The sequence below is a fragment of the Viridibacillus sp. d25.2 genome (assembly GCF_055456015.2).
The window spans coordinates 160,570-185,041 of the sequence record NZ_CM196652.1; the positions used below are offsets into that span (position 1 = coordinate 160,570).

The following is a 24,472-nucleotide window of genomic DNA, read 5'->3' on the forward strand; positions in this document are numbered from 1 at the left end:
ATGGTTATTAGATGTTTAAAGATCAAACAAGATATTCCCGTCTCGCTAATATAACTAAAATGATCAATACGAAGCTCGATTTACATGACGTATTAGAGCAGGTAACCATCGCAATATCTGAGGAAATCGTCCGATGTAATTCTGTCGGCATTTATTTACCTCAGGAAGATGGATCATTTAGGGGATATGCAGGGAAACCCGAGTATATTAATGGATCGAAGCTGAATATGCACATCATTGACACTGATATCGATCTATTAGCAAAAGAAGTTATTGAAACAAAGAAAACAATCTACATTCCTAATACTTCAAAGGATAATCGACCCGATCCAAGAGCTGTTGAAGGATTTCAAATTAAATCTTTATTAGCTCTTCCTATTTCTTTTGAAGATGAGTTATTTGGTCTTGTTTTTTTATTTGATTATGGGACTCCAATGAATTTAACGGAGGATGAAATTCAAACAGTTGAGGCATATGTAAACATGGCTGCGGTTGCTATTCAAAACGCAAACAATTTAACTCATAAGGAGCATCTCATTAAAGAAAAGCAGCTGCTACTTGATGCTACACGCGATTTATCGATGTGTTCCTCTATGCAAGAGAGTCTTGATAAATGTTTTTTCTACTTAGCACAAGCTTTAGATGCATATAATATAGGCGTTCACTTACTTGATCCTATTGCTGAGAAAAGAATTAAACCTGCAAGATTAAGTAAAAATAGTGACTGGACAGAAGAAGACTGGATAAAAACACATAATAAGATAAAAATTGACCAAAGTAATGACCCTGTGATGCAAGAGGTATTTAAAACAAGAAAAGCCATTCTCATTCCAGATGTATTTACAGACGAAAGACCTAACCACGAGGTTTGCCGTAATTTTGGCATAAAGGGTATGCTTATGTTTCCTTTGATTTCAATGGGTGAGATTTTAGGTCAAATATCTGTTGTGAATCTAAATGAGAACGAGATTCTTTATTCAGAAACTGAATTACAACTAGCCCAATCCATTATTGATACGACAGCCGCTACTTTGTCCAACCTTCTATATATGGAAAAGCAAGAGGTCATTATTGAAAAAAGAACATCGGAAATTACGATGAAAAACCAAGAGCTTGAAAGAGTTATAGCAGAATTACAGCAACTCAGCCGTGAGAAGGAATTGATTCTCAACTCTGCAGGGGAAGGAATCTTTGGTTTAGACCTTGATCGAAATATTACATTTTGTAATCCAGCAGGTGCACATATGTTAGGATACGAGACAGAAGTTGAATTAATAGGGAAATCAGTAAGCATTATTATTAACGGCAGTAAAACAGGGAAAAAGAATAGCGTTTCATCTTATTTAGAGGTGATTTCGGGAAGTTATTTTAAAAATGGCGAGTTTTTTAGAAAAGACAATTCTGGCTTTCCTGTTGAATATGTCATCTCCTTAATAAAAGAAGAAGGAGAAATTGTAGGAGAAGTTGTCACGTTTAAAGATATAACTCAAAGGAAGCAAATGGAAGAAAAGATTACATACCACGCATACTTTGATAGTTTAACAGATTTACCTAACAGAGTGCTTTTAACAGACAGGTTAACTCAAGGGCTGACACATGCAAAAGAGAATGGAGAAAAGTTAGCAGTATTATATTTAGATTTAGATCGTTTTAAATATATAAATGATTCGCTTGGGCACAGCTTTGGAGATCGATTATTACGAGATGTCGCCAATCGTTTACGAGATTGCGTTCCGAATACGGCAACGCTATCACGACAAGGCGGTGATGAATTCGCAATTTATTTACCTCATATTAGTACTGAAAATGATGTTTTAAAAGTTGTTAATCTTATAATTGATACTTTTTCTACACCATTTAATTTACTAGATAATGAAATATATATTAAAACGAGTATTGGTATAAGTCTATTCCCTGATAACGGCTATACTACGGAAACGTTAATCAAAAATGCGGACACGGCAATGTACAAAGCAAAAGAAACAACGGGCAATAGTTATCATTTTTTTAGTGACGGAATAAATATAAGAACTTTTGAAAATATCAAGCTTGAAAATGCTCTATATAAGGCTTTAGAACAAGATGAGCTCGTTCTCTTTTATCAGCCGCAAATCAACTATAAGACGAACCAATTAGAGGGAATAGAGGCTTTAGTGAGATGGAATCATCCAGAACAAGGGATGATTTCACCAGATAAATTTATTCCGATTGCTGAAGAAACAGGTTTAATCGTTCCAATCGGCGAATGGGTTCTTACAGAGGCTTGTGAGCAATTAAAGTCTTGGCACAATCTAGGGTATCCATTAAAAAGTATGTCCGTAAACTTATCAGTTCGTCAGTTCGAACAAAATAATTTATTTTCTATTGTCAAAAACGTATTAAAAAAAGCAGATTTGTCACCTGAGTATTTACATCTAGAGCTCACAGAAAATCTGATTGTAAAAAATACAGAGTTAACCTTAAAAACGATGAAAAAGTTAAATGGTCTTGGCATTAACTTAGCCATTGATGATTTCGGCACTGGCTATTCATCCTTAGGGTATTTAAAGAACTTGCCTATTTCTACATTAAAAATTGATAAGTCCTTTGTACAAGAAATGACAGAAGATGAGGCTGCAATTACAAATACGATAATTACGCTAGCCCAAAATTTAAACCTTGAAGTGATTGCTGAGGGTGTCGAGACAAAAGAACAAGCGGAATTTTTATCTGCTCAAGATTGTTATTTGATGCAAGGTTATTTTTTCAGTAGGCCAATGTCAGCGGGTGATATTGTGAAAAAGTACTTTTCATAATTCTATTTTATAAATAAAAGGAGAATGATCATGAAAGCAGCTCGAATTGTACTAGAATATTTAAAAGGTAACGGAGTAAATTATATTTTTGGTATTCCCGCAGGTTCTGTTAACGCATTTTTTGATGAGCTAAATGATATGCCTGAAATAACACCAATTGTAACAAAGCACGAAGGGGCAGCATCATATATGGCTGCGGCCTATGCAAAATATACAAATCAGTTGAGTGTAAGTATTGGTTGCAGTGGCCCTGGTGGGACAAACCTCGTTACAGGTGCTGCAAATGCCATGCGCGAGCATTTGCCAGTATTATTTTTAACTGGTTCAGTTCCTGTGAATACAATGGGATTAAACGCTTCTCAAGAATTAGATGCTGAGCCAATATTTAAGCCCGTTACAAAATATAGTGTACTAGTTAAAGATTCAAAAGAATTATTGAACGAAGTTGAAAAAGCATGCGAAATTGCCGTATCTGGTGTACCGGGCCCTGTACATATTGCTATACCAATTGATGTTCAACACGAAGTAGTCCAAAACATCGAAATACCTGCTCCGCCTAAAAGAGAGGCAATTATTCCTAATCACGACATAATCAAAAATGTAGCTAAGGAATTAATGGAGAGGGAAAATGGTTATATTCTTGTAGGACAAGGTGTAAGAAATTCCGTTGAACAATTAATTGAGTTAGCAGAGATGCTAACTTGGCCAATTCTAACAACACCTCAAGCAAAAGGATTCATCCCAGAGAGTCATCCTCTACTAGCAGGAGTTTTTGGTTTTGCTGGTCATGAGGCTGCTTCAGCCATGATTAATGAAGGCGATGGGCAAGTATTATTAATTGTGGGGTCAAGCTTAGGCGAAACGGCAACAAATAATTACAATGTAAATCTTGCAAAAGACCGTTTTACGATACAAATGGACTTTGACCAAACCGTGTTTAATCGAAAATATAACATTGATGTACCCGTTCTAGGAGACATTAATTTAAGTTTAAAATTCCTGATTGAAGAATTAAGAACTGCAGGGATAACAAGAAACACTACTAAAGTTGGTGTTAAACAAGAAGAAAACTTTGATGACATTACAGAGGAGTATAACACGAAAAATGTTTTACTAAATCTCCAAAAATATTTACCTACCTCTACTAGATATACAATTGATATTGGTGAATTTATGTCTTATGTTATTCATCATATGAAGGTTTTAGATTATTCGACATTTGATATTAATGTACATTTCGGTGCAATGGGAAGTGGCATTGCATCTGCTATTGGTCTAAAATTGGCGCAACCAGAACGCCCTGTTGTAAGCATTACAGGTGACGGATGCTTCTTCATGCATGGAATGGAAATCTTAACAGCAAAAGAATATAATTTACCGATTCTATTTGTTGTGATGAATAACGCCCGTTTAGGGATGGTATATCAAGGACATGCGTTACAATTCAAACGTACACACCCATCGTTTGAACAAGAATCAATTAATATTAGTGCGATGGCAGCTGCTATGAATATACCAAGCTTTAGAGTAACTGACATGCAAGAACTCAACGGAGATATGTTGAACAACTTCAAGAATTTAAATGGACCTGCTGTTTTAGAGGTAGCTTTAGTTGATAATAATACGCCTCCTATGGGAGACCGAGTAAAGTTTTTATCTTCTTTTGGGAAATAGGGCTTTTTGAGGTTTCAAAGGTAAGTTTAGAACCATATAAGTCGGGAATAGTCCCGTCTTATATGGCTTTTTTGTTTACAGTGACTTCTGATTACTATTGGCGAGAATTTTATAAATTAGTGAGTGACTGGCGAATTACTTTAAGAATGATACCCATTGTTTGTCCCTTAAAGACATCCGGAATAGCTTCACCTGTAGGATTCAAGAAATAGTAACTACCGATTTCCTCATTGAAGGAGTACCCTAAATCTGTTAATAATATCCCCAAATCAGTTGGAAGCTCCTCGAGCCCAGTCTGATCGGTGAAATATTTTGTAGGATAAATCTTCACATCAGTATCACCAGTACCAGTATGTACGACAAACAAGTCTTTTTCATGTTGAACAACCCACTGATCCTTTGAATACAACGAAATTCTCGCCCCTTCTAATGAAGAAATGGCATCTAAATTAACACCAAAAATTTCATTGATCATCGCACGAATGTCTACCCCTGTGATTTCCTTATCGTATTGATTAAGGTACGAATCTATTACTATTCTAGACATTGAATTGTCCCCTTTTGATGAAAAACTTTCTAACGTATCTACTTTTGTTAAAATAGGTGCTTTGTCTAAATTAATTTCAAAAACCGAATTTACAACTTCAAAAATATTAGAACTACAAATCTTCTTTCCGTAAGAATCTAAATATTTATCCATCGTTTCTACTTTTGCCATTATTAAATTCTCCCTTAAAAAAATTATATTATAAGTATAATTATACCAAAAATATCAGGGAGGTTTTCTTCAGGGAATGTTTGTGGAGATATAAAAACCCCAATGGATTAGGTGGAATTTTCTGATTCATATATTCTCCTGTGAAAGCAGCATGGCTTACAAAGTTAGGAAAAGATGACTTCGGCTGGATCGAAGCTGTCTCATTATCAACTAAAAGCAGCAAATTCATTTCATTAAACATCTACTTATATAGTACGGTTCAATATGAGCTCTTGTTCTCCACCGGTGTTTTTTTATTTTCCCAAAATTATATTAGATCAGCATTTCTAACAAAATAACACGAATACATTACAAAAAAATCATTCAATAATTACTAAAGCCGATATTCTATTTACTTAGAATATCGGCTTTAGTTTTTTTATATATTTTTTAGAAACCGTCCTTACTTATGGTACGGTTCACGGTTATGTAGCTAAGGGAGGCTTAAGTATGTAACAATAAATCTCCCAAAAAATAAAAAGTATTTAAACTTTCAAAGCTGACATCTGAATGTTCTATTCAAAAATTCTATTCAAAAAAAATATTTTAATACCTCAACAAAATATAAGAGCAAAAGCAATTGAAGGAAATGATTTATCTTCTATAAACACTTTGTTTCTTCACCCAAAGAATTAGCTATATGACTAGTCTTTTTTTAGACCAAGCGACTGCGCTGTTGAAGCATGAACTTCTTGTAAAAGCTCTGGATTTTCCACTAGTGATTTGCCATAAGATGGAATCATTTCTTTTAATTTCGGTTCCCACTCTTTTACATGTTGCGGGAAGCATTTGTTTATTACCTCAAGCATAACGTGAACGGCTGTAGAAGCACCTGGAGATGCACCTAGCAATGCAGCGATTGAGCCATCAGCAGCACTTACAACTTCCGTACCAAATTGAAGCGTACCTTTACCACCCGCTTCAGTATCCTTAATAACTTGTACACGTTGGCCAGCAACTACAATATCCCAATCCTCAAGCTTAGCGTTCGGGATAAACTCACGTAACTCTTCCATACGCTGTCCTTTTGATAACATAAGTTGTTGGATCAGATATTTTGTCAATCCCATCTCTTTAACACCAGCCGCCAATAATGTCGTAATATTATGCGGTTTTACAGAAGCAATTAAATCCATGTTCGAACCTGTTTTTAAGAACTTAGGTGAAAAGCCTGCAAACGGTCCAAATAGTAGGGATTTTTTATTATCGATAAATCTTGTGTCAAGATGAGGAACAGACATAGGGGGAGCACCAACCGCAGCTTTTCCGTATACTTTTGCATTATGTTGCTCAACAACTTCTTGATTATTACATACCATGAATAATCCGCTAATCGGGAATCCACCAATATGTTTCCCTTCAGGTATACCTGTTTTTTGTAATAACTCAAGACTTCCTCCACCAGCTCCAAGGAAAACGAATTTTGCATTATGGTATTCCATTTTGCAGCCATCCATATCGTGTACTTTTAATTCCCAAGAACCATCTTTAGTACGTTTAATACCTTCGACACTATGTTTATAGTTGATATCGACGTTTTGAGTTTTTAACTGGTCAAATAACATACGCGTTAAAGCACCAAAGTTGACGTCTGTGCCAGTGTCGATTTTTGTTGCTGCAATAGCTTCATTCGCTGGACGGTCTTGCATAATAAGTGGAATCCATTCCATCAGCTTTTCTGGGTTATCGGAAAATTCCATTCCTTTGAACAGTGGATTATTTGACATCGTTTCAAAACGTTTTTTCAAATACTCTACATTTTTTTCGCCTTGTACTAAACTCATATGAGGCAGTGGCATGATAAAGTCCTGAGGATTACGTATAAGATTGTTGTTTACAAGATAAGACCAAAACTGCATTGAAAGCTGAAACTGTTCATTAACTTTTATAGCTTTGCTAATATCTATAGATCCGTCTGTTTTTTCAGAAGTGTAGTTAAGCTCGCACAGTGCTGCATGCCCCGTTCCCGCATTATTCCACTCGTTAGAGCTTTCTTCTCCTGCGTCTGCAAGTTTCTCAAACACTGTAATGTTCCAGTCCGGCGCCAATTCTTTGAGCATTGTCCCCAAAGTCGCACTCATGATTCCGGCACCGATTAAGATAACATCTGTTTTATTTTGTCTGTTACTCATTCTTACCATCCTTCTACCTTAAGATTTGCAAAAAGGATATAGGCCGCTCTTGCTTCGGTATCACAGCAAGCCAAGACGCGATCTAGGAACACACCTTTTCTTTCTTAATTATACTCCTCTAGAGGCTCATAATCGACTTAAATCCATATGATTTTTCAACATTCCACAAGTTACCTTAAAATTAAATTTCACCCTCACTTATAGTACGGTTCTCCGCAACATGCTAACCTGCAATTTATTGCTCCATCCTAAATTTGTGAAAATTACCCCTACTTGTGGTAAGGAGCTCCTTACTACAAGTAGGGGGATTTTTTTACTTATATTCATCCACACAAATAGCTTATAAATAGATTTGATAGACTAATAAAACAAAGCGAAAACTCCTAACGTGATTTGTCTCGATAACAATTACGATGCATGAGTTTTCGCTTTTATGGTGTTTTTTAGTTAAAAGGCTACATAAACACTTGATTATCCTCGTCAAATAAAGTGTTTACCCAATAAGTTCTTTTATACTGTTTAATTTTTATTATTCAGCCTTGTTAATTAATTCTTTCATCAATGCCTCATTCATTGGACCTTTAACGATGTCAACCATGTTGCCTTTTGTAGAAATCATATAAGTCGTTGGCAGCGTAAGCACTTGATATGTACTACCTACAAACCCTTCTTCATCCAACAAAACTTCAAAAGTTAGTCCATGTCCCTTCACAAATTGAGCAACCGCTTCTTCTCCCTTATCCTTATTTGTTACGTTAACCGCTAAAATTTCGACACCTTTATTTTTATACTCTTTATAAACCTTTTGCATATGTGGCACTTCTTCTTTACAAGGTGGACACCATGTTGCCCAAAAATTTAAAATCACCTTTTTACCTACATAATCCGATAAACGTACTGTTTCACCTTCTAACGTTTTCAACTCAAAATCTGGTGCTACATACTCTACTTGATTTGTCGTATCCTCTTTTTCATTAATAGATGCTGTTTCGTTTTTTTTAGCTGTTTCAGCTGTTTTCACTGTTTCTTTCTCGTTACCGAGAACATTCATTGCAGCTATCGTTATTAAACCCATAATAATAATGGTAGAAATCAGATTCTTAACCACGAATATAAATACCTCCAATTTTGTAAATTAATAAGGAACAAATCCTAAAAAGGCATTAATGATAAAACAGATTGTTTATTGTTTCAACTAATGACATAAAGCGAAAACTCTTAACGTGATTTGTCTCAACAACAATTACGATACATGAGTTTTCGCTTTTCTATTAGTCTGAAATGTAAATATTTAAATTTTTATTATTTAAAATTACTGTGCCGCTTTATCAACCTCGTATTGATAATTCATTCCCTTATTATTCGTTTTCGCATATTCAATAATATTTTCTAATTTTTCAGCTACCACATTTTCTTTGTTCACACCTAGGTAGTTTGCTGCACTTGATAAATCTGTGAAGTGGAAAAGTTTCCAACCCATGATTCCTTTGGCTGTTTCACTATTATTAAATTTTACAGTTACTGCATTTTCAACTGCAACCCAGTTATTTAGGCGCGGTGCTGTTGCACTATAATCACGAACATATCTATTAGTAAACGCTATAACATTTGCCTGTTCTTGGTGATACATACACCCAATTCTACAAAAATAATGTGTATATCCTTCTTGGTCAATCGCTTTGGCAGTATACACTTTATTTGGATCAGTGTTATGAAGATCCATACGACATACTTCACAATGTACACCCGTTTGTGTTACTTCTGTAAATTCAGAAATTCCATCTATAGTAATTGTTTTTACTGCTTTATTCCCCAATTTGTCCTCAGCATACACTGTGTAAACACCATTTTTTAGTGTGATGATTTTACCATTTTGATTTGCATTTTGTAATGGTGCTATTCTTGAACCTTTATCAACGAAGTATTCTACTCCTTTATTTCCATATGCCCATTTTTGATCTTGAATCCCATTATCATCAGTAGTTGAAACTTGTATTTTTTTACTTACTGCTGTTGCATCACTTTCAGGTATTGAAAGTGTTATTGCTGGTGCCGTTTTATCAATATTTGATACTGTGATTGTTTGAATATGCGTATTTCCTGCACCGTCTTTGGCATATACAGTGTATGTTCCATTTGTTGCAATTTCAAATGTATTACCCGTAAATTTCGTACCATTCTTTGTGAAATACGTAGCTGTTTGGGTATTACTTGCCCATTTTTTTGATTCTATCTTCACATTATCATTAATTGAAGCAGTTACTATTACATTTTCATTTGTAACATCCGTTGTACTTAGACTTAATGAAATAGTTGGGTTTGTTTTATCGATATTAGAGATTTTTATTGATTTTGTTCTTTTATTACCATTATCGTCTAAAGCAAAAACTGTATATGTTCCATTTTTACTTACTGTAAATGAGTTGTCTGTCAATTTTTTGTCTACATTTGAAAATTTATTTGCTGGCTTTTTACCAATTGCCCACTTTTTTAAGGTCACTTTCTTATTATCTGTAACAGCTACATTTACTGTGACATCTGTATTCGTTGGCTTTATTGTACTCGCTTTTAATACAATACTTGGTGCTTCTTTATTATATTTTGCCCGGGCACTAGTTTTAATTGTATTTAATTTAACCTTTTTTAAGATTACGTTGTTTTTCGTTTTATAAGCTCTAATATATTTATCTGCAGCTGCTGCTTTTGAGAAATAAATGTTTTTTGAAGCCTTAGTTTTAACAATTGTTACTGAATCTAACGCAACCCATTTTCTTGTACTATAATCCTGAACTTTTTTTATGAGTGTAACCCCTTCATTTAATTCATCATATAACAATGAAAATACATCCTTATAATAAACTACTTCTCCATTTTTAATAGCTTGCACATCTGTAGTTGCTGCAAATACACTCGAATTTTGATTACCATTTAAAAATGCTACTAAAATTACACATATAAACAATCCAAATCCTAAACATTTTTTCATTTTCCATATTTCCCCTTCTGAATTTATTGTGTTTTTAAATATACTTATTGATATTTCTGAACACTCTCTTTTTTAACAGTTTGAAACGGGACAATTTTTGTACCTGAATGTTTGGCATTATATTTCTTCGCATCAGTTGCTTTAGCAAAATATATATAACCATCGTCCATTGGTGAAGCTAGCGATGTTTTAACATAAGTTGCCTTTTCAGCTCGAACCCACTTCAATGTTTTGTAATCGCGAACATACTTTTTATTTGTTGTTTTACTTTTTACTTCATCGTATAAAAGACAACCAATATCATCGTAATATACAACCTTACCTTTCTTTTTAATTGCCTGTGCTGAAAAAACACCCATTTTATATTCTTTTTGGTACACAAACATATTACAAAATGCACAATTTGTATTATTAGGTACATCTTTTTCTAAACTAGACTTAGCTGCCTCAACATTCATTTTGTGTTTATTGTCTATAAAATCTACGGAGATGATACTTAACAATAAAACTGCTAATACGATTAGTTTTTTCAATATTTACAATCCCCTTTCAATTCCCAATAATACAATACAGATGTGAATTAAGATGAAAGGAACTGTGAAATAATAGAAAAATTTTACCAAAACAGGATTTAACGTAACGAATTATCAAATATTAACTATTCCAGACAAGAAGAAAAGCGAAAACTCATACATCGGAATTGTTGTCGAGACAAATCCCGTTAGGAGTTTTCGCTTTGTGTTATCAGCCTATTAAATTTATTTTACAATTACCCTTTTTAAAATTTTTCATCAGAAAAGGAACCAAATATATTTCCAGTGGAAGCTATACGAGAATATGAACTTCCTTACACAATAGTGAAGGTTGGTTTCACGCATATGCAACGGAACAACTTGTAAAAGAAAAGGTACAAGCTATTAGTGTTGGCGATCAAAGGTCTATCTGTCTAGCTACTTTATTTTCAAATTTTATATAATTCTAGTCTACTTGTAATCATTTATTGGTCCTTTATCCATTATAACTTCTACCATATTTGAGGATCCCATCCTAAGTTTAGGTCTACGCTCTGAGTCCGGTGTACTATAAAGCTCTAATGGGCTTATAATAACTCCATCGTGCGTATTATGAAGGATTCCGGGCACACAGGAATAAATTCTATCATTATTATTTGCATTCTTGGCGACTATGGTAACGGAGGTTCCATTATGATTATCTATACTCATGGACACCTTGTATCTGTAGAAGGAGCCTGTTCCATTTGACTGGGCAGAATAAACTACAGGAACAACTGCGAGAATATCATTATTTAATCTTAATTTGATTACTTCTGTCTTAGTTGATCGACTATTCCCCCTAATATCCCCCATATGTTCCACTGCCCCGTTGCCAAAACTTCTGAGGGGCGGTGTTCCTTTCGCCCCAAACATAGCTACATCTATCTGCTTTCCATCCTTTGTATAGACTAAGGCATATATATCATAATCTGTCCCAGTCTCCCAAGATACCGTAGCAGTAATTTCTGGTGTTTTATCAATGATAACTGGCTTTTGACCTTTGTCGAGACTTATCTTTCCCTTTACCTTTTCAAGGTTTATCGATGGCAACATGTTTTGATTATATTTATTTTCAGAAACAGTTAGAGTCTTATCAGGTTCTATTGATGTTTGTTTTTGGATAGTATTAGGTTCAGAAGGCTTGTTTTGCTCATCATTTTCAACCTCAACTCCGTAATTTTTACATAACCCTTCAAGCCCAGAATCAAATCCACGCCAGATTGATCTTGCCTTTGTCTGACCATTCCTTAGATATAATTCTAATACTACAATTCCATTTTCTTTTGTGAAACTAGATGGGGTTAACTGGATAACCGTATTATCGGTACTTATCTCGGCCTTTAAATTCTTTACATTTGAAAATCCCGTGCTATTATCCTCTGTAAGAGTAATAGCTATTTTAGTAATACCTTCCGGGACTTTACTCATATCAAAATTAATTTTATGTACTTTTGTATTACCTACTTGCTCAGATGGTATAAGCGTAGCTACACCAGAAGAGCTCTTTGGTTGATTATAAAATATAATCCCGCTATCTCCTTGTACCTTGTCTGAATTAGTCAAAAGGAAAGCTGTTAAGGAAATATCTATTGAATTAGAAATTTCGTAGCTAACAGTAACATTACCTTTTGGGGAACTTAAAACTGCATTCGCTCCCATCTGAAGAAATTGATTCATTTAAACCACTCCCTACTCCTCTATCCATTATCACCTATCAATTTTTTATAAATCACTACAAAATCCTCTTATAGCCTTTTAGTAACCCCCCTAAAAAAAAACATTACATCTATTAATAGTATATTTTGAAAAAAATAAACAGTCTAATCTTTTTAAAATTAGACTGTTCTTAAATTCCTATTTAAACCTCATTTACTTATGATACGGTTCTCCGTAACTAATGTAAGTGCGATTTTAACCAGTAGCCTACTTTACACGGAAACGGTCAACACTCTGTTTCAATTCATCCGCTAGCCCATAAAGCATAGCTGCAAAACTGGCTACCTCTTGCATGGCTGCAAGTTGTTCTTCTGATGAGGCGGCGACGTGAGCGGCGTCGGCTGAAGATGAATCTGCGATACCCTCCAGCACTGTTAGTGAAGCCGCAACTAACTCACTTCCCGATGACAGTTGTTCCGAAGCTGCAGATACTTCATCAATCTGATCGGACACTTTCTGAATCGACTCCACGATCGAACTAAATGTTTGCCCTGCCTTATTCGCAATGTGTGTACCTGCCTGAGCTTCTGTCATTGATTTATCCAAAGAAACCACTGTTTTACTCGTGTGATCGCTGATGCCTTGGAGTATGTCAGTTATTTTCTCCGAAGAGATTTTAGACCGTTCAGCGAGTATACGAATTTCTTGAGCCACAACGGCAAAACCTTTACCATGCTCACCTGCTCGCGATGCCTCAATCGATGCGTTAAGTGCAAGCAAATTGGTCTGATTAGCAATGCTACCTATTAATGTAACCATTTCACTAACTTGATCGCTTAATTTCTTTAGTCCATGGATTGCTTCGACCGATGTTTTCAAGTTTTGTTCAATTGTGCTCATTTGAACAACTGTTGTTTCTATATCCTTCATTCCTGCATTTGCGCTATCTGCTGTAACCGAAGCCAATTCTGAGACGACAGAGGATGCATCTACGATTCTATGAATACCCACTCCCATTTCCTTCATTGATTGTTGACACTCATTAGTATGACGAAGTTGTTCATCGAGACCAACAGCAATGTTTTGAATGGCACCTGTGATTTCTTGTGTAGCTGCTTCGGTCTGGGCAGCGCTTTCTTGTAATTGAGAAGAAGATACTGCAACTTCCTTCGAAGAATTTTGTATGTTATGGGTCAATATCCGAAGTCCGCTAATCATCTGATTAAATGAACTTGCAGCCTTACCAATCTCATTATGGTTCAGTACAGGAATTTCAACGGTTAAATCACCTTTAGAAGCATGTTCAGACACTTCAGCTAAACGTGCAAGTGGGCGCAACATTTTACGAAGAATGAATACAACCAACGCGATTAACATAAGTACAAAAAAAATACCAACCATGATATTCGTCCATAGAATCCGTTGAAGCTCCTTTTTAACAATCCCGTAATCGAAATCGACACCTAACAACGCAACTGGTTTCCCGCTTCCGTCATTAATCGGCGCTAAATACGAGATGAAAGTTCCACCATCATCAGTGTAAACATCAGTTAAGGTGCTACCGTTTCTCATTGCATCTTCGTAACTTTTAAGAAATTCCGAATCTAATTCATATAACATACCTAACTCTTCAGCATATTCAACTGGATCCCGACCATATTCTGAGTTATATAAGTATTCTTTGCCATCCTTCTTGATAATGTCCGGTGTTAATAAATAGACATCCACTACCATATGATTGGATTTCATAGAATTCAAAATATTGGGGAGTTCCTCGAATGGTTTTCCCTCCAATGGTTGATGCTCAAGAATTGTCTTCGTTGCTTCGGCAACAAGAGGTTCATTTTGTTGAGTTATGGATTTAAATACTTTTCCATATTCATCAAATTGGCGAAAGTACGTCCCACGTTGATCGCGGATGGATAGGGAAATCATTAATCCGATAACGATAATTATGAGAGCGGAGAGAAATAACGAGCTCGTAAATACTAAACTTCTAGATTTCGCTTTTTTAGAGCGCTTAGTTGTCTTCGTGGTATTTAATAATTTTTTTCTTCCAATCAAGGGAAAACCCATTTTCATTACACCTTCTATTTAACGTTGATTATTAATTACTTCTTTTGAATCTAAATTATGATATTTCCTTACAATGTCCTCAATATCCTTCTTATCGTCATTAATAGTCACTTTTTAAATTATTTGTATACTACTCTATGAAATTAACCATGAATTTCTTTATCATTATTTCAAAGGGTCTATGGTATAAATATATTTATATGTATGGTGATTCTGGAGCAAGACATGATCGTGTAAATATAAAAAACTCTACCTTCTAGAAATGCCTATACTAGTGCCTTCAATTTCTGAGCGAAACACAATTGCTAACTTTATAACTACCCTTCAAAATAAGGTTGATTTTGAAGGAAAAAATTAGAAGGCTTATTAAACCCAAAAAAAGCCTTCATGCAACAAATGTTCATCTAATCAAAAAATGGAATGGTGCTGCTTCTGTATTTCAGAAAAAACCGCACTTACTTATGATACGGTTCTCCGTAATGTGCGTAAATGCTATTTAAAATGATTGAACTTTCTTTAGTATATTTATATGATTGTGTGTAATAAATTTTATCTTCTCAACTATTAACTACAATTTATGAGGTTTCAAATGAATAACAGAAAACAATATTTCAATTCTAGATTTAAAAAAATCATTGGCTATTTAATCTGCTTTTTTATTGGTCTTTTAATGATTTCTGCAATAATAGGTCCTCCAAAACACTATTTAGTTCCCACATTATCAGTGGTTTTTGTTAGATTAATTTTAGAATGGTGGAAATATCGTGATTGGAAAAAAGACAATCATCTATAAAATAAAAAGCTATCTAGAACGTTGATATGACAACGTTCTAGATAGCTTTTTTTATAACCGCACTTACTTATGATAAGGCTCACTCTAAATGTGGTTCGAAAGATTTCTTTGATTATTAACGTTACTTGTTTATACTCGAAACTAAACTATTATTTCCAAACTTCCTGCAATGTATTTCTAAACAATTCATCTAATATTTTAGTAGGATCCTTCGCTTCAACTTTGAGTGATTTAACATATTCTTCGAGTCGTTCCATTTCATTTTCTACAAAGTCGTTAATCACATAAATACGGGGTTCAATATCTAACTCATCACCTATTAGCTTTCGTTTTAAAAGATGCTCAATTGCATTTTTTAATTCGCCTTCCTGAAGGCTATCTTCCAATAGTTCATGGAAGCTAATTGGAGGTGTCGTATTATATTTCTCTATCCATTTACAAGCCAATATCGGTCGCAGTACATAAAAATATTTTTTTATTCTTACTTCTGATCCCTGCAAGTACTCACGATAATTATTTTTTGCCATGTTTAAATAATGGTGGAGCATCGAATTTGGATAAAATACACTCGATTCCAAAGACCGTATGTTATCAACAAATGAGTATTTTTGATAATAAATAATATTGCTTCTTAACCATTCTAAAAGTGGCGGATTATTTTTTCTAAAAAGGCGTAGCGCTTTTGTGATCTCCCAACCGCTTATATCTAATAAATCATTAATTGGTTCTTCAATTACATCTCTCTTTACTCCAATTCCTTGTGGATCAATCGAGAGATACCATTCTGGAGGATGAATATAAATAAATCGAACATCATAATCACTGTCTTTTGAAGGAAAGCCCCATGCTCTACTTCCTGATTCGACAGCATATAAAATCTTTACCTTATATTTCTCTTCTATTTCTAACAATTTCGTTTGAATGATTTCGTTCATTTACATTTCTCCTTTCATTATGAGCTTAGAAAAACTAGCTTCATCGTTTCTTAATTTCAACTTAACGCTTTAGTAAGAGGATTATCAATTAAATTAAAGTATCCCACATTAACCGCACTTACTTATGATAAGGCTCGCCCTTCATAATTCTAAAACTTCTATATATCTGCTCTACCAACACTAACTTCATCAATTGATGAGGCAAAGTCATCTTCCCGAATGATTGTTTTTCGTTTGCGCGTTTTAATACATCGTCATGTAATCCTAGAGAACCGCCGATGACGAAAGCAATTTTACTTTTGCCGTAGGTCATAAGTGATTCGATGTCTTTGGACATTTCTTCGGATGTTTTCATTTTGCCGTTGATAGCAAGGGCGATGACGTGAGTGTCGGGTGAAATTTTGGCTAAAATGCGTTCGCCTTCTTTTTTCTTAACGATTTCCATTTCAGCTTCACTTAATTGTTCGGGTGCTTTTTCGTCTGGGACTTCAACAAGATCGATTTTTGCGTAGGCGCCAAGACGCTTAACATATTCATCAATTCCCATTTTTAAATACTTTTCTTTTAATTTCCCAACGGTAATAATCGCTATATTCACAAGTTATCCACCTTCACATTAAATTTACAAACACGTTATCCACAGAAGTTATACACATATCCACAAGGTGAATCTATATCTTGTGGGCGTTCATTCGTTCGCCACAACATATGTTGCTGCCTCTTCACAATAAGTACAACTTGTGGATAACTTTTCTTCCTCTGTTGCCATTTCAAATACTGGAACCTCTTTTTGCTCTGCCACGAACATGTCTAAAGCGTGTCCTATATGCGTTTCACAGCTGTATATTTTCAAAATATTTCATCCTTTCAATTTTCAAAATTCCCGCAAACTTATACACAATTCAGCCGATGTTATCCACAGTCTATTGTAACAAAGTAAAAGCGAGCAGGAAAGTCGTGGTTTCACGTTCCCTGCTCGCTGTTGATACGTTTGTAATTAATTTCTATTATCCACAAGGTTAACTTGTTGTACTATTCGTTAAAATTAGTTCCTTTTCAATTATTTCCCCAGCTCTGTATGCTTTCACTTTCAATTTATCGCCTACGTTTTTCTTATTGTATAGATGCTTTCTTAATTCAATTGAATTCCCTACTTTTTGACCATCAATCTCAACGATAACATCATACTGTTCTAAACCTGCTTTTTCTGCTGAAGAGCCTTTAACGATACTACTAATAACAATGCCTTCCGTTATTTCGGCTGGTAATTTTAAAGTACGACTTTGATGGAATGCAGGAACATTCGTTAAGTCAACTAATGACACACCCATAGATGGTCTTTCTACCTTACCTGATTTTTGTAACTCATTAATAACTGGTATTGCAGAATTAATTGGAATTGCAAAACCTAAACCTTCAACTTTCGATTCAGAAATTTTCATGGAGTTTATACCGATTACTTCACCAGCAAGGTTTACAAGAGCACCACCACTGTTACCCGGGTTAATAGCTGCATCTGTTTGTAATACTTCTGCTTGCCAATCTGGTACACCATCCCCATTTAAATCCACTGGTACTGTACGATCTTTCCCCGATACGACACCTGTTGTAACAGAACCAGAAAAATCAAGGCCTAATGGGTTACCAATTGCAATAACTGTCTCCCCTTGTTTTAAAACTTCAGAGTTACCAAATGTAGCAACAGTATTAACTTTTTTGCTTGAAATGGAGATGACCGCTAAGTCTGTCCAAACGTCTTTACCAATTAGTTTTGCTTCTGCTTTTGAACCATCTGCAAATGTCACTTCTAATTGTTTAGCTCCTTCAACTACGTGATTATTAGTTACGATATATGCTGTGTCACCATCTTTTTTATAAATAACTCCTGATCCACTACCCGCTTCTTGGGTAGTTGGTTCAGCTTGGTTCCAAAAATCTTTTGCAGATTCTTGGATATTCGTAATGCCGACAACCGCTCCCGCAACTTTATCGACTGCTCCTGTTACATCTGTTGTTACTTCAGTTGTCACTTGCTTTGTTGTGTTATTACTTGTACCAATTGCACTCGATGAATTACTAGAACCGTTTGGTAAACGATCGATCATCGATGGCATCAATAACCAAACAAGTAAAGCGCCAATAATAACACCAATTAATCCACTAAAGAAATAACCTGCTTTACTGCTTCGTTTTTTAGAACGACTTCTATCTTCTCCGTTAATGTTATCGTAATATCCCATACGTATCATCCCTCCGATATAAACCTGATAGTTATACTATACCGTTCAAACATTAAAATCAGATGAAAATGGATTAAAAATCAGTTCAAAATTGGAAATTCTATTTTTCATCTCGTAGCATAGATTTCCCTATAAGTGCATAAAAAAACCTCCCTTTTAAAGAGAGGTTCAAATTATTATACTGTTACAACTTTAGTAGGTTCGTCTGCATCCGTATCTAATAGCGTAACAAATTCACCAGGCATGATACCACATGATTGTAGCGTTTGAGACACACTCATGCGAGCCAAATCTTTCATGTTGTTATCTTTACTTAAATGGGAAAGATAAATTCGAGTTGGTTTTTGTTCTACAACTTCGCTCATAGCAACAGCGGCATCTTCGTTTGAAACATGTCCAACATCACTTAGTATACGTCGTTTTGTAGACCAAGGATAACTCCCCATTTGTAGCATGCTTACATCATGATTACTTTCAAAAACAAAGGAATCAGCACCTTTGATAATGCCTTTCATCCGATCACTGACATAACCTGTATCTGTAATAACTACAAGTTTGCGACCGCTCTCATGGAAAGTATAAAACATTGGATCTGCAGCATCGTGAGAAACAGCGAATGATTCTACATCTAGTGACCCAAATGATTGCACTGTTTCCATATCAAATTGGAAGCGTTGTTCTAAAGGAATATTGCCGACTTTATCATCCATTGCTGCCCATGTTTTAGCATTGGCGTAAACTGGTATTTGATATTTACGTGCTAAAACACCCACGCCTTTTATGTGGTCAATATGCTCATGCGTAACAAAAATACCGCTTAGTTTTTTTATATCGCGATTTACTTTTGCAAAAAGCTGCTCCATCTTCTTACCTGTTAAACCAGCATCTACAATAAATGCATGGTCATCATTTTCTACATAAATAGCATTACCCGTACTGCCACTTGCTAATACACTGAACTGCATAGTAAAGACTCCTTATTCACTTTCTAATTCTTTATCATTTTCTTTTGCTTGAATATCGATAACTTGACCATCTACCGCATTAACGAAATAATCTGCTTCGTCACCTTCCACAAAAACAACATGAATATGCCATGTTGGTGAAAGAACTTGAGTCTCTATTAAAGGAGCAAATGTAGAATAGCCAAGCTGTGGTTTAGTAATTTTCGAATCCTGCCTTAACAATCCTTTTTCATATAGTACTTCGATTGCTTTAATAGCAGTGAATAGCGTACTTTTCTCACCAAATTCCTTTAGTGATTCCAACATCGTTTGTTCATAACCTATCACTGCTAAGTCTTTATTCCAATGTAATGTTACCTTCGCATTTTTATTAAAATAGATTATGCGATTGTTAATTTTTTGGAAAAAGATTGCTTCTCTTTTTTCTTCATCAATACGCCAAAGTTTATAAGTTTCTCCCTCGTAAACATACTCTGCCATAAATTCTGTGAAACTTGTGGCATCTTCAATTCCTTTGAGTGCTATTGGTTTTTCAAATTTTAAAGTTCGCACAGAGCCATTTATGATGTCAAAATGCTGATTACCCATTTTCTTGAAGTCCGTGGGTTTAAATTGCTTGATTTGGCCAGATATATAAGAAGTTTTTGGGTTTTCAGCAGGTAAACCTTTAACCGTAATATTTTCACTCTCTAGGCGATCCTCTATCGTTGATTCACCAAGTGTTGCAATTTCCTGTTCCTCATTATATCGATCGACATAAAGAGCATAAAGGAAAACGTTTAATATTGAAAATACAATGATGAAGATGGTTTTCGTTTTACTCCAATCCAATTTGGTCACCTCCCGCAATAACAGGTGATAAATGTTCCCACTTACCATCGATGCTGTAGAACCACATTGGCTCCAATGTGAATAAATTTGGATTTACATCTGTAGTTAAGTAAAAACCTGACCGAATTTCCTCAATATCTTCATATTTAATATCTTCTCTATCCTTTAGTTTTTCAATCGCTTCTGGACCTGACATTAACTTTCCATTATTCCTTGCTGGTATAGAAATCGGCTTGTAGTATGGACGGTAATACTTCGAGATGCGATCGTTACCCCAATAAGTTGAAATATCTGTTAAGGTCACTAATCGGTCACTAAAGACTGGTTGATCTTCTAAATACATTTGATAAGTAACCTTTTGATTACCATAATCTACTTCGTTATAACGGAAATCGCCTGTCCAACCACCATGCTCATTAATAAAATTAAATGTATTCAAAATAAGATCAGACTCTAACACCTTTTCTTTGTTGTCTACAATGGATGTATTTACGAAGTTGAGTGTTTTCTTTGTTACATCAAGAGTCATTAATGATTTGTCATCTGTGTACTTTTCGGTACTAGTCGCTTCATCTGGACTCCGTTTCACAATTTTAGGATTAGAGAAAAGCGCATTTTTATAGCGGTTAACAGGATCTGGATCAACTATATAAGTGTATTTAGGAATGTTAATATCCTTTGCTGGCAAATAGAAACTCTTCGCTCCCTCACGTTTAATTTCAAGATAGTTTGGGAGGCTTTTTGCCACTGTCACTACATTAGTTTGGAGATGCTTTTCACTTTGAACTTTTATTTTAGCTTTATACAGTTTGTTGTTTTTTGAGTTAGCAAAAAAAACAAGAAGCTCATTGTTGTTTATCTTATCCCACTCAATAATCATGCGATTGAATGCAGCTTCAGGTATTCTTTTGTTGTGTACGGGTAATAGGTTTTGAAGGAATACAGGGAATGGTATTTCGCCTGTGTAAAACAACGTCATACGATTATTCATACCTATTAATTCATTAAGCTTTTTATCATCTAAATTATTACTAACAAGTGTCAAATCTGAAAGTTCCCAGTTTTTCATGTCATTTAAAATAGTTTTCATCCTAGTATTTTCATTTGTACCTTTCCACTTGCCATTCATATGAAAAAGCATTCGGTAGGGCTTAATGATATCTGACATTTGACGCTGCTTGTCAATTGAAATAGGTACGATTTTTGGTTGCTCCATTGTGGCATAGTTAGGCTTGTAGGTCCAAATAGAAAATGTAAGTGTAATACTTAAAAAGACAAGGACGAATAGAGCTACAGACTTTATCTGCTCAACATACTTCAATCCCATTCACCTGCCTCATCTAATTCGTATGGCAATGTGAAGAAGATCGTTGTACCATGTCCTTCCTCACTTTCCGCCCAAATTTTACCGCCATGAGCATGAATCATTTCTCTCGAAATTGCTAAGCCAAGACCAGTGCCCCCCATAGAACGCGCTCTAGCACGATCTACACGATAAAAGCGGTCAAAGATACGATCAACATTTTCTTTCGGTATACCCATACCATCATCGGAAATCATGACTTTTAAAATTCCCTCTTGTGCCGTTACTCCAAAGCGGATATTACCACCATCTGGTGAGTATTTTAATGCATTCGAAATAATATTATCAATTACTTGTGTAATTTTATCAGTATCAAGTTCTACATAGCATTGTGTTTCTGAGATATGTCGTTGGAATTCTACATTTTTTGATTTTGACATTTCGAATCGATCAATAATACGGTCAAAAAATTTATTAAAATCTACGATATCTGCATTTAACTCATATTCTCTACTGTCCATACGAGATAATTGTAATAGGTCATTTACAAGACGGATCATGCGCTCTGTTTCCGTTTGTGTAACATTTAAGAAAGTAGGTGCAATATTTTCATCTCGCCATGCACCATCCGCTAATGCTTCTAAGTAGCTACGCATTGTTGTTAATGGCGTACGAAGTTCATGCGAAACGTTAGATACGAATTCACGGCGCTCCATTTCAATCTTCTCTTGTTCAGTAATATCATGCAAAACCGTAATCAAACCATTTACAAAACCAGTTTCTTTTTGAATTACAGAGAAATTTGCCCGAAAAACATAAGGTCGTTCTGGCGAACTAAAATCTAGATTCACAGCATCTTTCATATGGATTAAATCTTCAAAGGTATACCCTTCTTCTAACCCTAAAACAGAAACAAGTGGTCGCCCCATTAGTTCATCGTCTTCACTATTTAAAAGCTGTTGTGCGGGTGTATTGATTAGTATAATACGACCTTTTCGATCGGTCGCAATTACACCGTCTGTCATATTAGCTAAAACGGATGCAAGCTTTCTTCGTTCACCCTCTGTTGTGGATTGCGATTCCTGGAGCCTATTTGTTAAATGATTAAAAGCTATTGCCAGTTGTCCTATTTCATCATTGCCATAAACACGTACTTTGCGCGAAAAATTCCCTTTCGCCATAGCTTGAGCTTGTTTCCGCATATCTGAAATTGGTTTTGTAATTGTTTTTGCGATGAAAATGCCGAGTATAATTGTAATGGCTAAAGCAAGTGCTGTACCTCCTGCCAAAATACCATTGATCTTATTCATCTGTCCAAAAACACTTTCAATATTTGATTTTAAATAGACAGTTCCAATGACTTTACCATTGGAAGTAATAGGTGTCGCTAATAACCATACTCGTGTTTTGGTTTGATCATCTAATGCTATTTCATCTGAAGGAGTTTGGGTTGCTATTGATTGGCGCACTAAAGTTTCCGTCGAGCGCTGTCCAATGATGGACTGATTGCTCATATCGGATGTAGCTAAAATACGATAGCGGGCATCGATAACACGAATTTCGCTTATATCATCAGAGGATAGTCCGCTTAACACCGTTTTCAAGCTTTGCTCCTGCGTGGGATCAGCTTCTGTTCTTTCTTTTAAAAGCTCCTCTTTAACACTAAATGTAACTAACTTTAGACGGTCAGTAACAGATGTTTGGAAGTTTTCCTTTAATGTTAGTTCCAATCTTTGTGCAAAATAGAGTCCTATAATTTGCATAGCTATTAAAATTAATAGCACGTAAATAAGTACTAGCTTTACGTGAACGGATTTGAAAAAACGGACTTTCTGCATGTATCTTACTCCTGTTCAGGATTTCTTAAGTAATATCCTACGCCACGGCGTGTTACAATCCATGACGGATGACTTGGATTGTCTTCAATTTTTTCACGTAAGCGGCGGATAGTTACATCCACAGTACGCACGTCTCCAAAATAGTCATAGCCCCATACTGTTTGCAACAAATGCTCACGTGTCATAACTTGACCTATATGTTTTGCTAGATAGTGTAATAGTTCAAATTCACGATGTGTAAGTTCAATGGCCTCATCACGTTTTAATACTAAATATGCTTCTGGTTGAATAACAAGTGATCCAACTACGATATCACTTGAAGTTTCTTCTTGTTCTTCAGTTGCTGTTGTTGATTGATGGCGGCGCATATTTGCTTTTACACGGGCGATTAATTCACGAGTACTAAATGGCTTTGTCACATAATCGTCTGCCCCTAATTCTAAACCTAATACTTTATCAATCTCTGAGTCTTTTGCTGTTAACATAATAATAGGTATATCATATTTTTTCCGTACTTCACGACATACTTCTATACCATCTCTTTTTGGTAACATGATATCTAGAAGCATTAAATCTGGTTTGATTTCCTCCACTTTTTCGAGTGCTTCATCACCATCATAAGCACAAACAACTTTGTAGCCCTCTTTTATTAAATTAAATTGTAGTATATCCGCAATCGGTTTTTCATCATCAACAACTAAAATTGTCTTGTCCACATTTATACTTCCCTTCATATATGAATTTGATTTATGTTATCAATTAACGTTAGTTTTTGTATATTCCATATCTTTAACTCTATCATGCTTTAGCTTTCAGTGCATCTTTTGGAATCCCAGGCACATTGATATTCCCCAGGGAATAATGTTAATCCTGACTTCTTTCACAATGACCTCTATGTAAAAAAACAGTCCACTTTCATAATGGACTGTATCGGTCT

General features: G+C 35.2%; 19 protein-coding genes. 3 read left to right on the forward strand and 16 right to left on the reverse strand.

Features of this window, described 5'->3' with window-relative positions:
- Positions 1-11: 11 nt before the first annotated feature.
- Together ACZLO7_RS00835 and ACZLO7_RS00840 are read left to right on the forward strand one after the other, a co-directional pair.
- Positions 12-2,795 (forward strand): sensor domain-containing phosphodiesterase, encoded by a 2,784-nt coding sequence (locus tag ACZLO7_RS00835; RefSeq protein ID WP_464939733.1) that lies wholly within the window; start codon positions 12-14, stop codon positions 2,793-2,795.
- A 30-nt stretch (positions 2,796-2,825) separates the two neighbouring features.
- Positions 2,826-4,469: a thiamine pyrophosphate-binding protein gene (locus tag ACZLO7_RS00840; protein ID WP_464939732.1), complete on the forward strand. Its 1,644-nt coding sequence runs from the start codon at positions 2,826-2,828 to the stop codon at positions 4,467-4,469.
- 109 nt (positions 4,470-4,578) lie between these two features.
- Here ACZLO7_RS00840 and ACZLO7_RS00845 read toward each other — a convergent pair whose 3' ends face one another.
- From ACZLO7_RS00845 to ACZLO7_RS00875, 7 genes are all read right to left on the reverse strand, one after another.
- Entirely contained in the window at positions 4,579-5,187 is a 609-nt protein-coding gene (locus ACZLO7_RS00845) for a hypothetical protein (RefSeq protein WP_464939731.1), read from the reverse strand.
- A gap of 683 nt (positions 5,188-5,870) precedes the next feature.
- Positions 5,871-7,358: a malate:quinone oxidoreductase gene (locus ACZLO7_RS00850; RefSeq protein ID WP_464939730.1), complete on the reverse strand. Its 1,488-nt coding sequence runs from the start codon at positions 7,356-7,358 to the stop codon at positions 5,871-5,873.
- A gap of 529 nt (positions 7,359-7,887) precedes the next feature.
- Positions 7,888-8,466, reverse strand: coding sequence for a redoxin domain-containing protein (locus tag ACZLO7_RS00855; protein ID WP_464939729.1), 579 nt, complete (start codon positions 8,464-8,466; stop codon positions 7,888-7,890).
- 204 nt (positions 8,467-8,670) lie between these two features.
- Positions 8,671-10,344 (reverse strand): hypothetical protein, encoded by a 1,674-nt coding sequence (locus ACZLO7_RS00860; protein WP_464939728.1) that lies wholly within the window; start codon positions 10,342-10,344, stop codon positions 8,671-8,673.
- Positions 10,345-10,388: 44 nt separating this feature from the next.
- A complete protein-coding gene (locus ACZLO7_RS00865; RefSeq protein WP_464939727.1) occupies positions 10,389-10,877 on the reverse strand; it encodes a nitrous oxide reductase accessory protein NosL in 489 nt (162 codons plus the stop codon).
- A gap of 450 nt (positions 10,878-11,327) precedes the next feature.
- Entirely contained in the window at positions 11,328-12,575 is a 1,248-nt protein-coding gene (locus ACZLO7_RS00870) for a TerD family protein (RefSeq protein ID WP_464939726.1), read from the reverse strand.
- Positions 12,576-12,821: 246 nt separating this feature from the next.
- Positions 12,822-14,630, reverse strand: a complete 1,809-nt coding sequence (locus ACZLO7_RS00875; RefSeq protein ID WP_464939725.1) for a methyl-accepting chemotaxis protein — start codon at positions 14,628-14,630, stop codon at positions 12,822-12,824.
- 589 nt (positions 14,631-15,219) lie between these two features.
- Here ACZLO7_RS00875 and ACZLO7_RS00880 point away from each other — a divergent pair.
- Positions 15,220-15,423, forward strand: coding sequence for a hypothetical protein (locus ACZLO7_RS00880; protein ID WP_464939724.1), 204 nt, complete (start codon positions 15,220-15,222; stop codon positions 15,421-15,423).
- A gap of 149 nt (positions 15,424-15,572) precedes the next feature.
- On the opposite strand, the gene ACZLO7_RS00885 is transcribed toward ACZLO7_RS00880, so the two are convergent.
- From ACZLO7_RS00885 to vicR, 9 genes are all read right to left on the reverse strand, one after another.
- Positions 15,573-16,358, reverse strand: coding sequence for a nucleotidyltransferase domain-containing protein (locus tag ACZLO7_RS00885; RefSeq protein ID WP_464939723.1), 786 nt, complete (start codon positions 16,356-16,358; stop codon positions 15,573-15,575).
- 118 nt (positions 16,359-16,476) lie between these two features.
- Positions 16,477-16,956, reverse strand: coding sequence for a 23S rRNA (pseudouridine(1915)-N(3))-methyltransferase RlmH (gene rlmH, locus ACZLO7_RS00890; protein WP_427751639.1), 480 nt, complete (start codon positions 16,954-16,956; stop codon positions 16,477-16,479).
- Positions 16,957-17,046: 90 nt separating this feature from the next.
- The gene (locus ACZLO7_RS00895) at positions 17,047-17,211 is read right to left on the reverse strand and encodes a CxxH/CxxC protein (RefSeq protein WP_464939721.1); all 165 of its coding nucleotides are present in this window, start codon (positions 17,209-17,211) and stop codon (positions 17,047-17,049) included.
- Positions 17,212-17,377: 166 nt separating this feature from the next.
- The gene (locus ACZLO7_RS00900; protein WP_464939720.1) at positions 17,378-18,598 is read right to left on the reverse strand and encodes a S1C family serine protease; all 1,221 of its coding nucleotides are present in this window, start codon (positions 18,596-18,598) and stop codon (positions 17,378-17,380) included.
- A 176-nt stretch (positions 18,599-18,774) separates the two neighbouring features.
- Complete coding sequence (locus ACZLO7_RS00905) at positions 18,775-19,563, reverse strand: MBL fold metallo-hydrolase (protein WP_464939719.1); 789 nt, start codon at positions 19,561-19,563, stop codon at positions 18,775-18,777.
- Between the two features lie 12 nt (positions 19,564-19,575).
- A complete protein-coding gene (locus ACZLO7_RS00910; protein ID WP_464939718.1) occupies positions 19,576-20,394 on the reverse strand; it encodes a two-component system regulatory protein YycI in 819 nt (272 codons plus the stop codon).
- Positions 20,381-21,721, reverse strand: a complete 1,341-nt coding sequence (locus ACZLO7_RS00915; protein WP_464939717.1) for a YycH family regulatory protein — start codon at positions 21,719-21,721, stop codon at positions 20,381-20,383. Before ACZLO7_RS00915 ends, ACZLO7_RS00910 begins: the two co-directional genes overlap by 14 nt.
- The gene (walK, locus tag ACZLO7_RS00920; RefSeq protein WP_464939716.1) at positions 21,712-23,535 is read right to left on the reverse strand and encodes a cell wall metabolism sensor histidine kinase WalK; all 1,824 of its coding nucleotides are present in this window, start codon (positions 23,533-23,535) and stop codon (positions 21,712-21,714) included. Before walK ends, ACZLO7_RS00915 begins: the two co-directional genes overlap by 10 nt.
- A gap of 5 nt (positions 23,536-23,540) precedes the next feature.
- Positions 23,541-24,251: a cell wall metabolism response regulator VicR gene (gene vicR / locus ACZLO7_RS00925; RefSeq protein ID WP_464939715.1), complete on the reverse strand. Its 711-nt coding sequence runs from the start codon at positions 24,249-24,251 to the stop codon at positions 23,541-23,543.
- Positions 24,252-24,472: the final 221 nt, after the last annotated feature.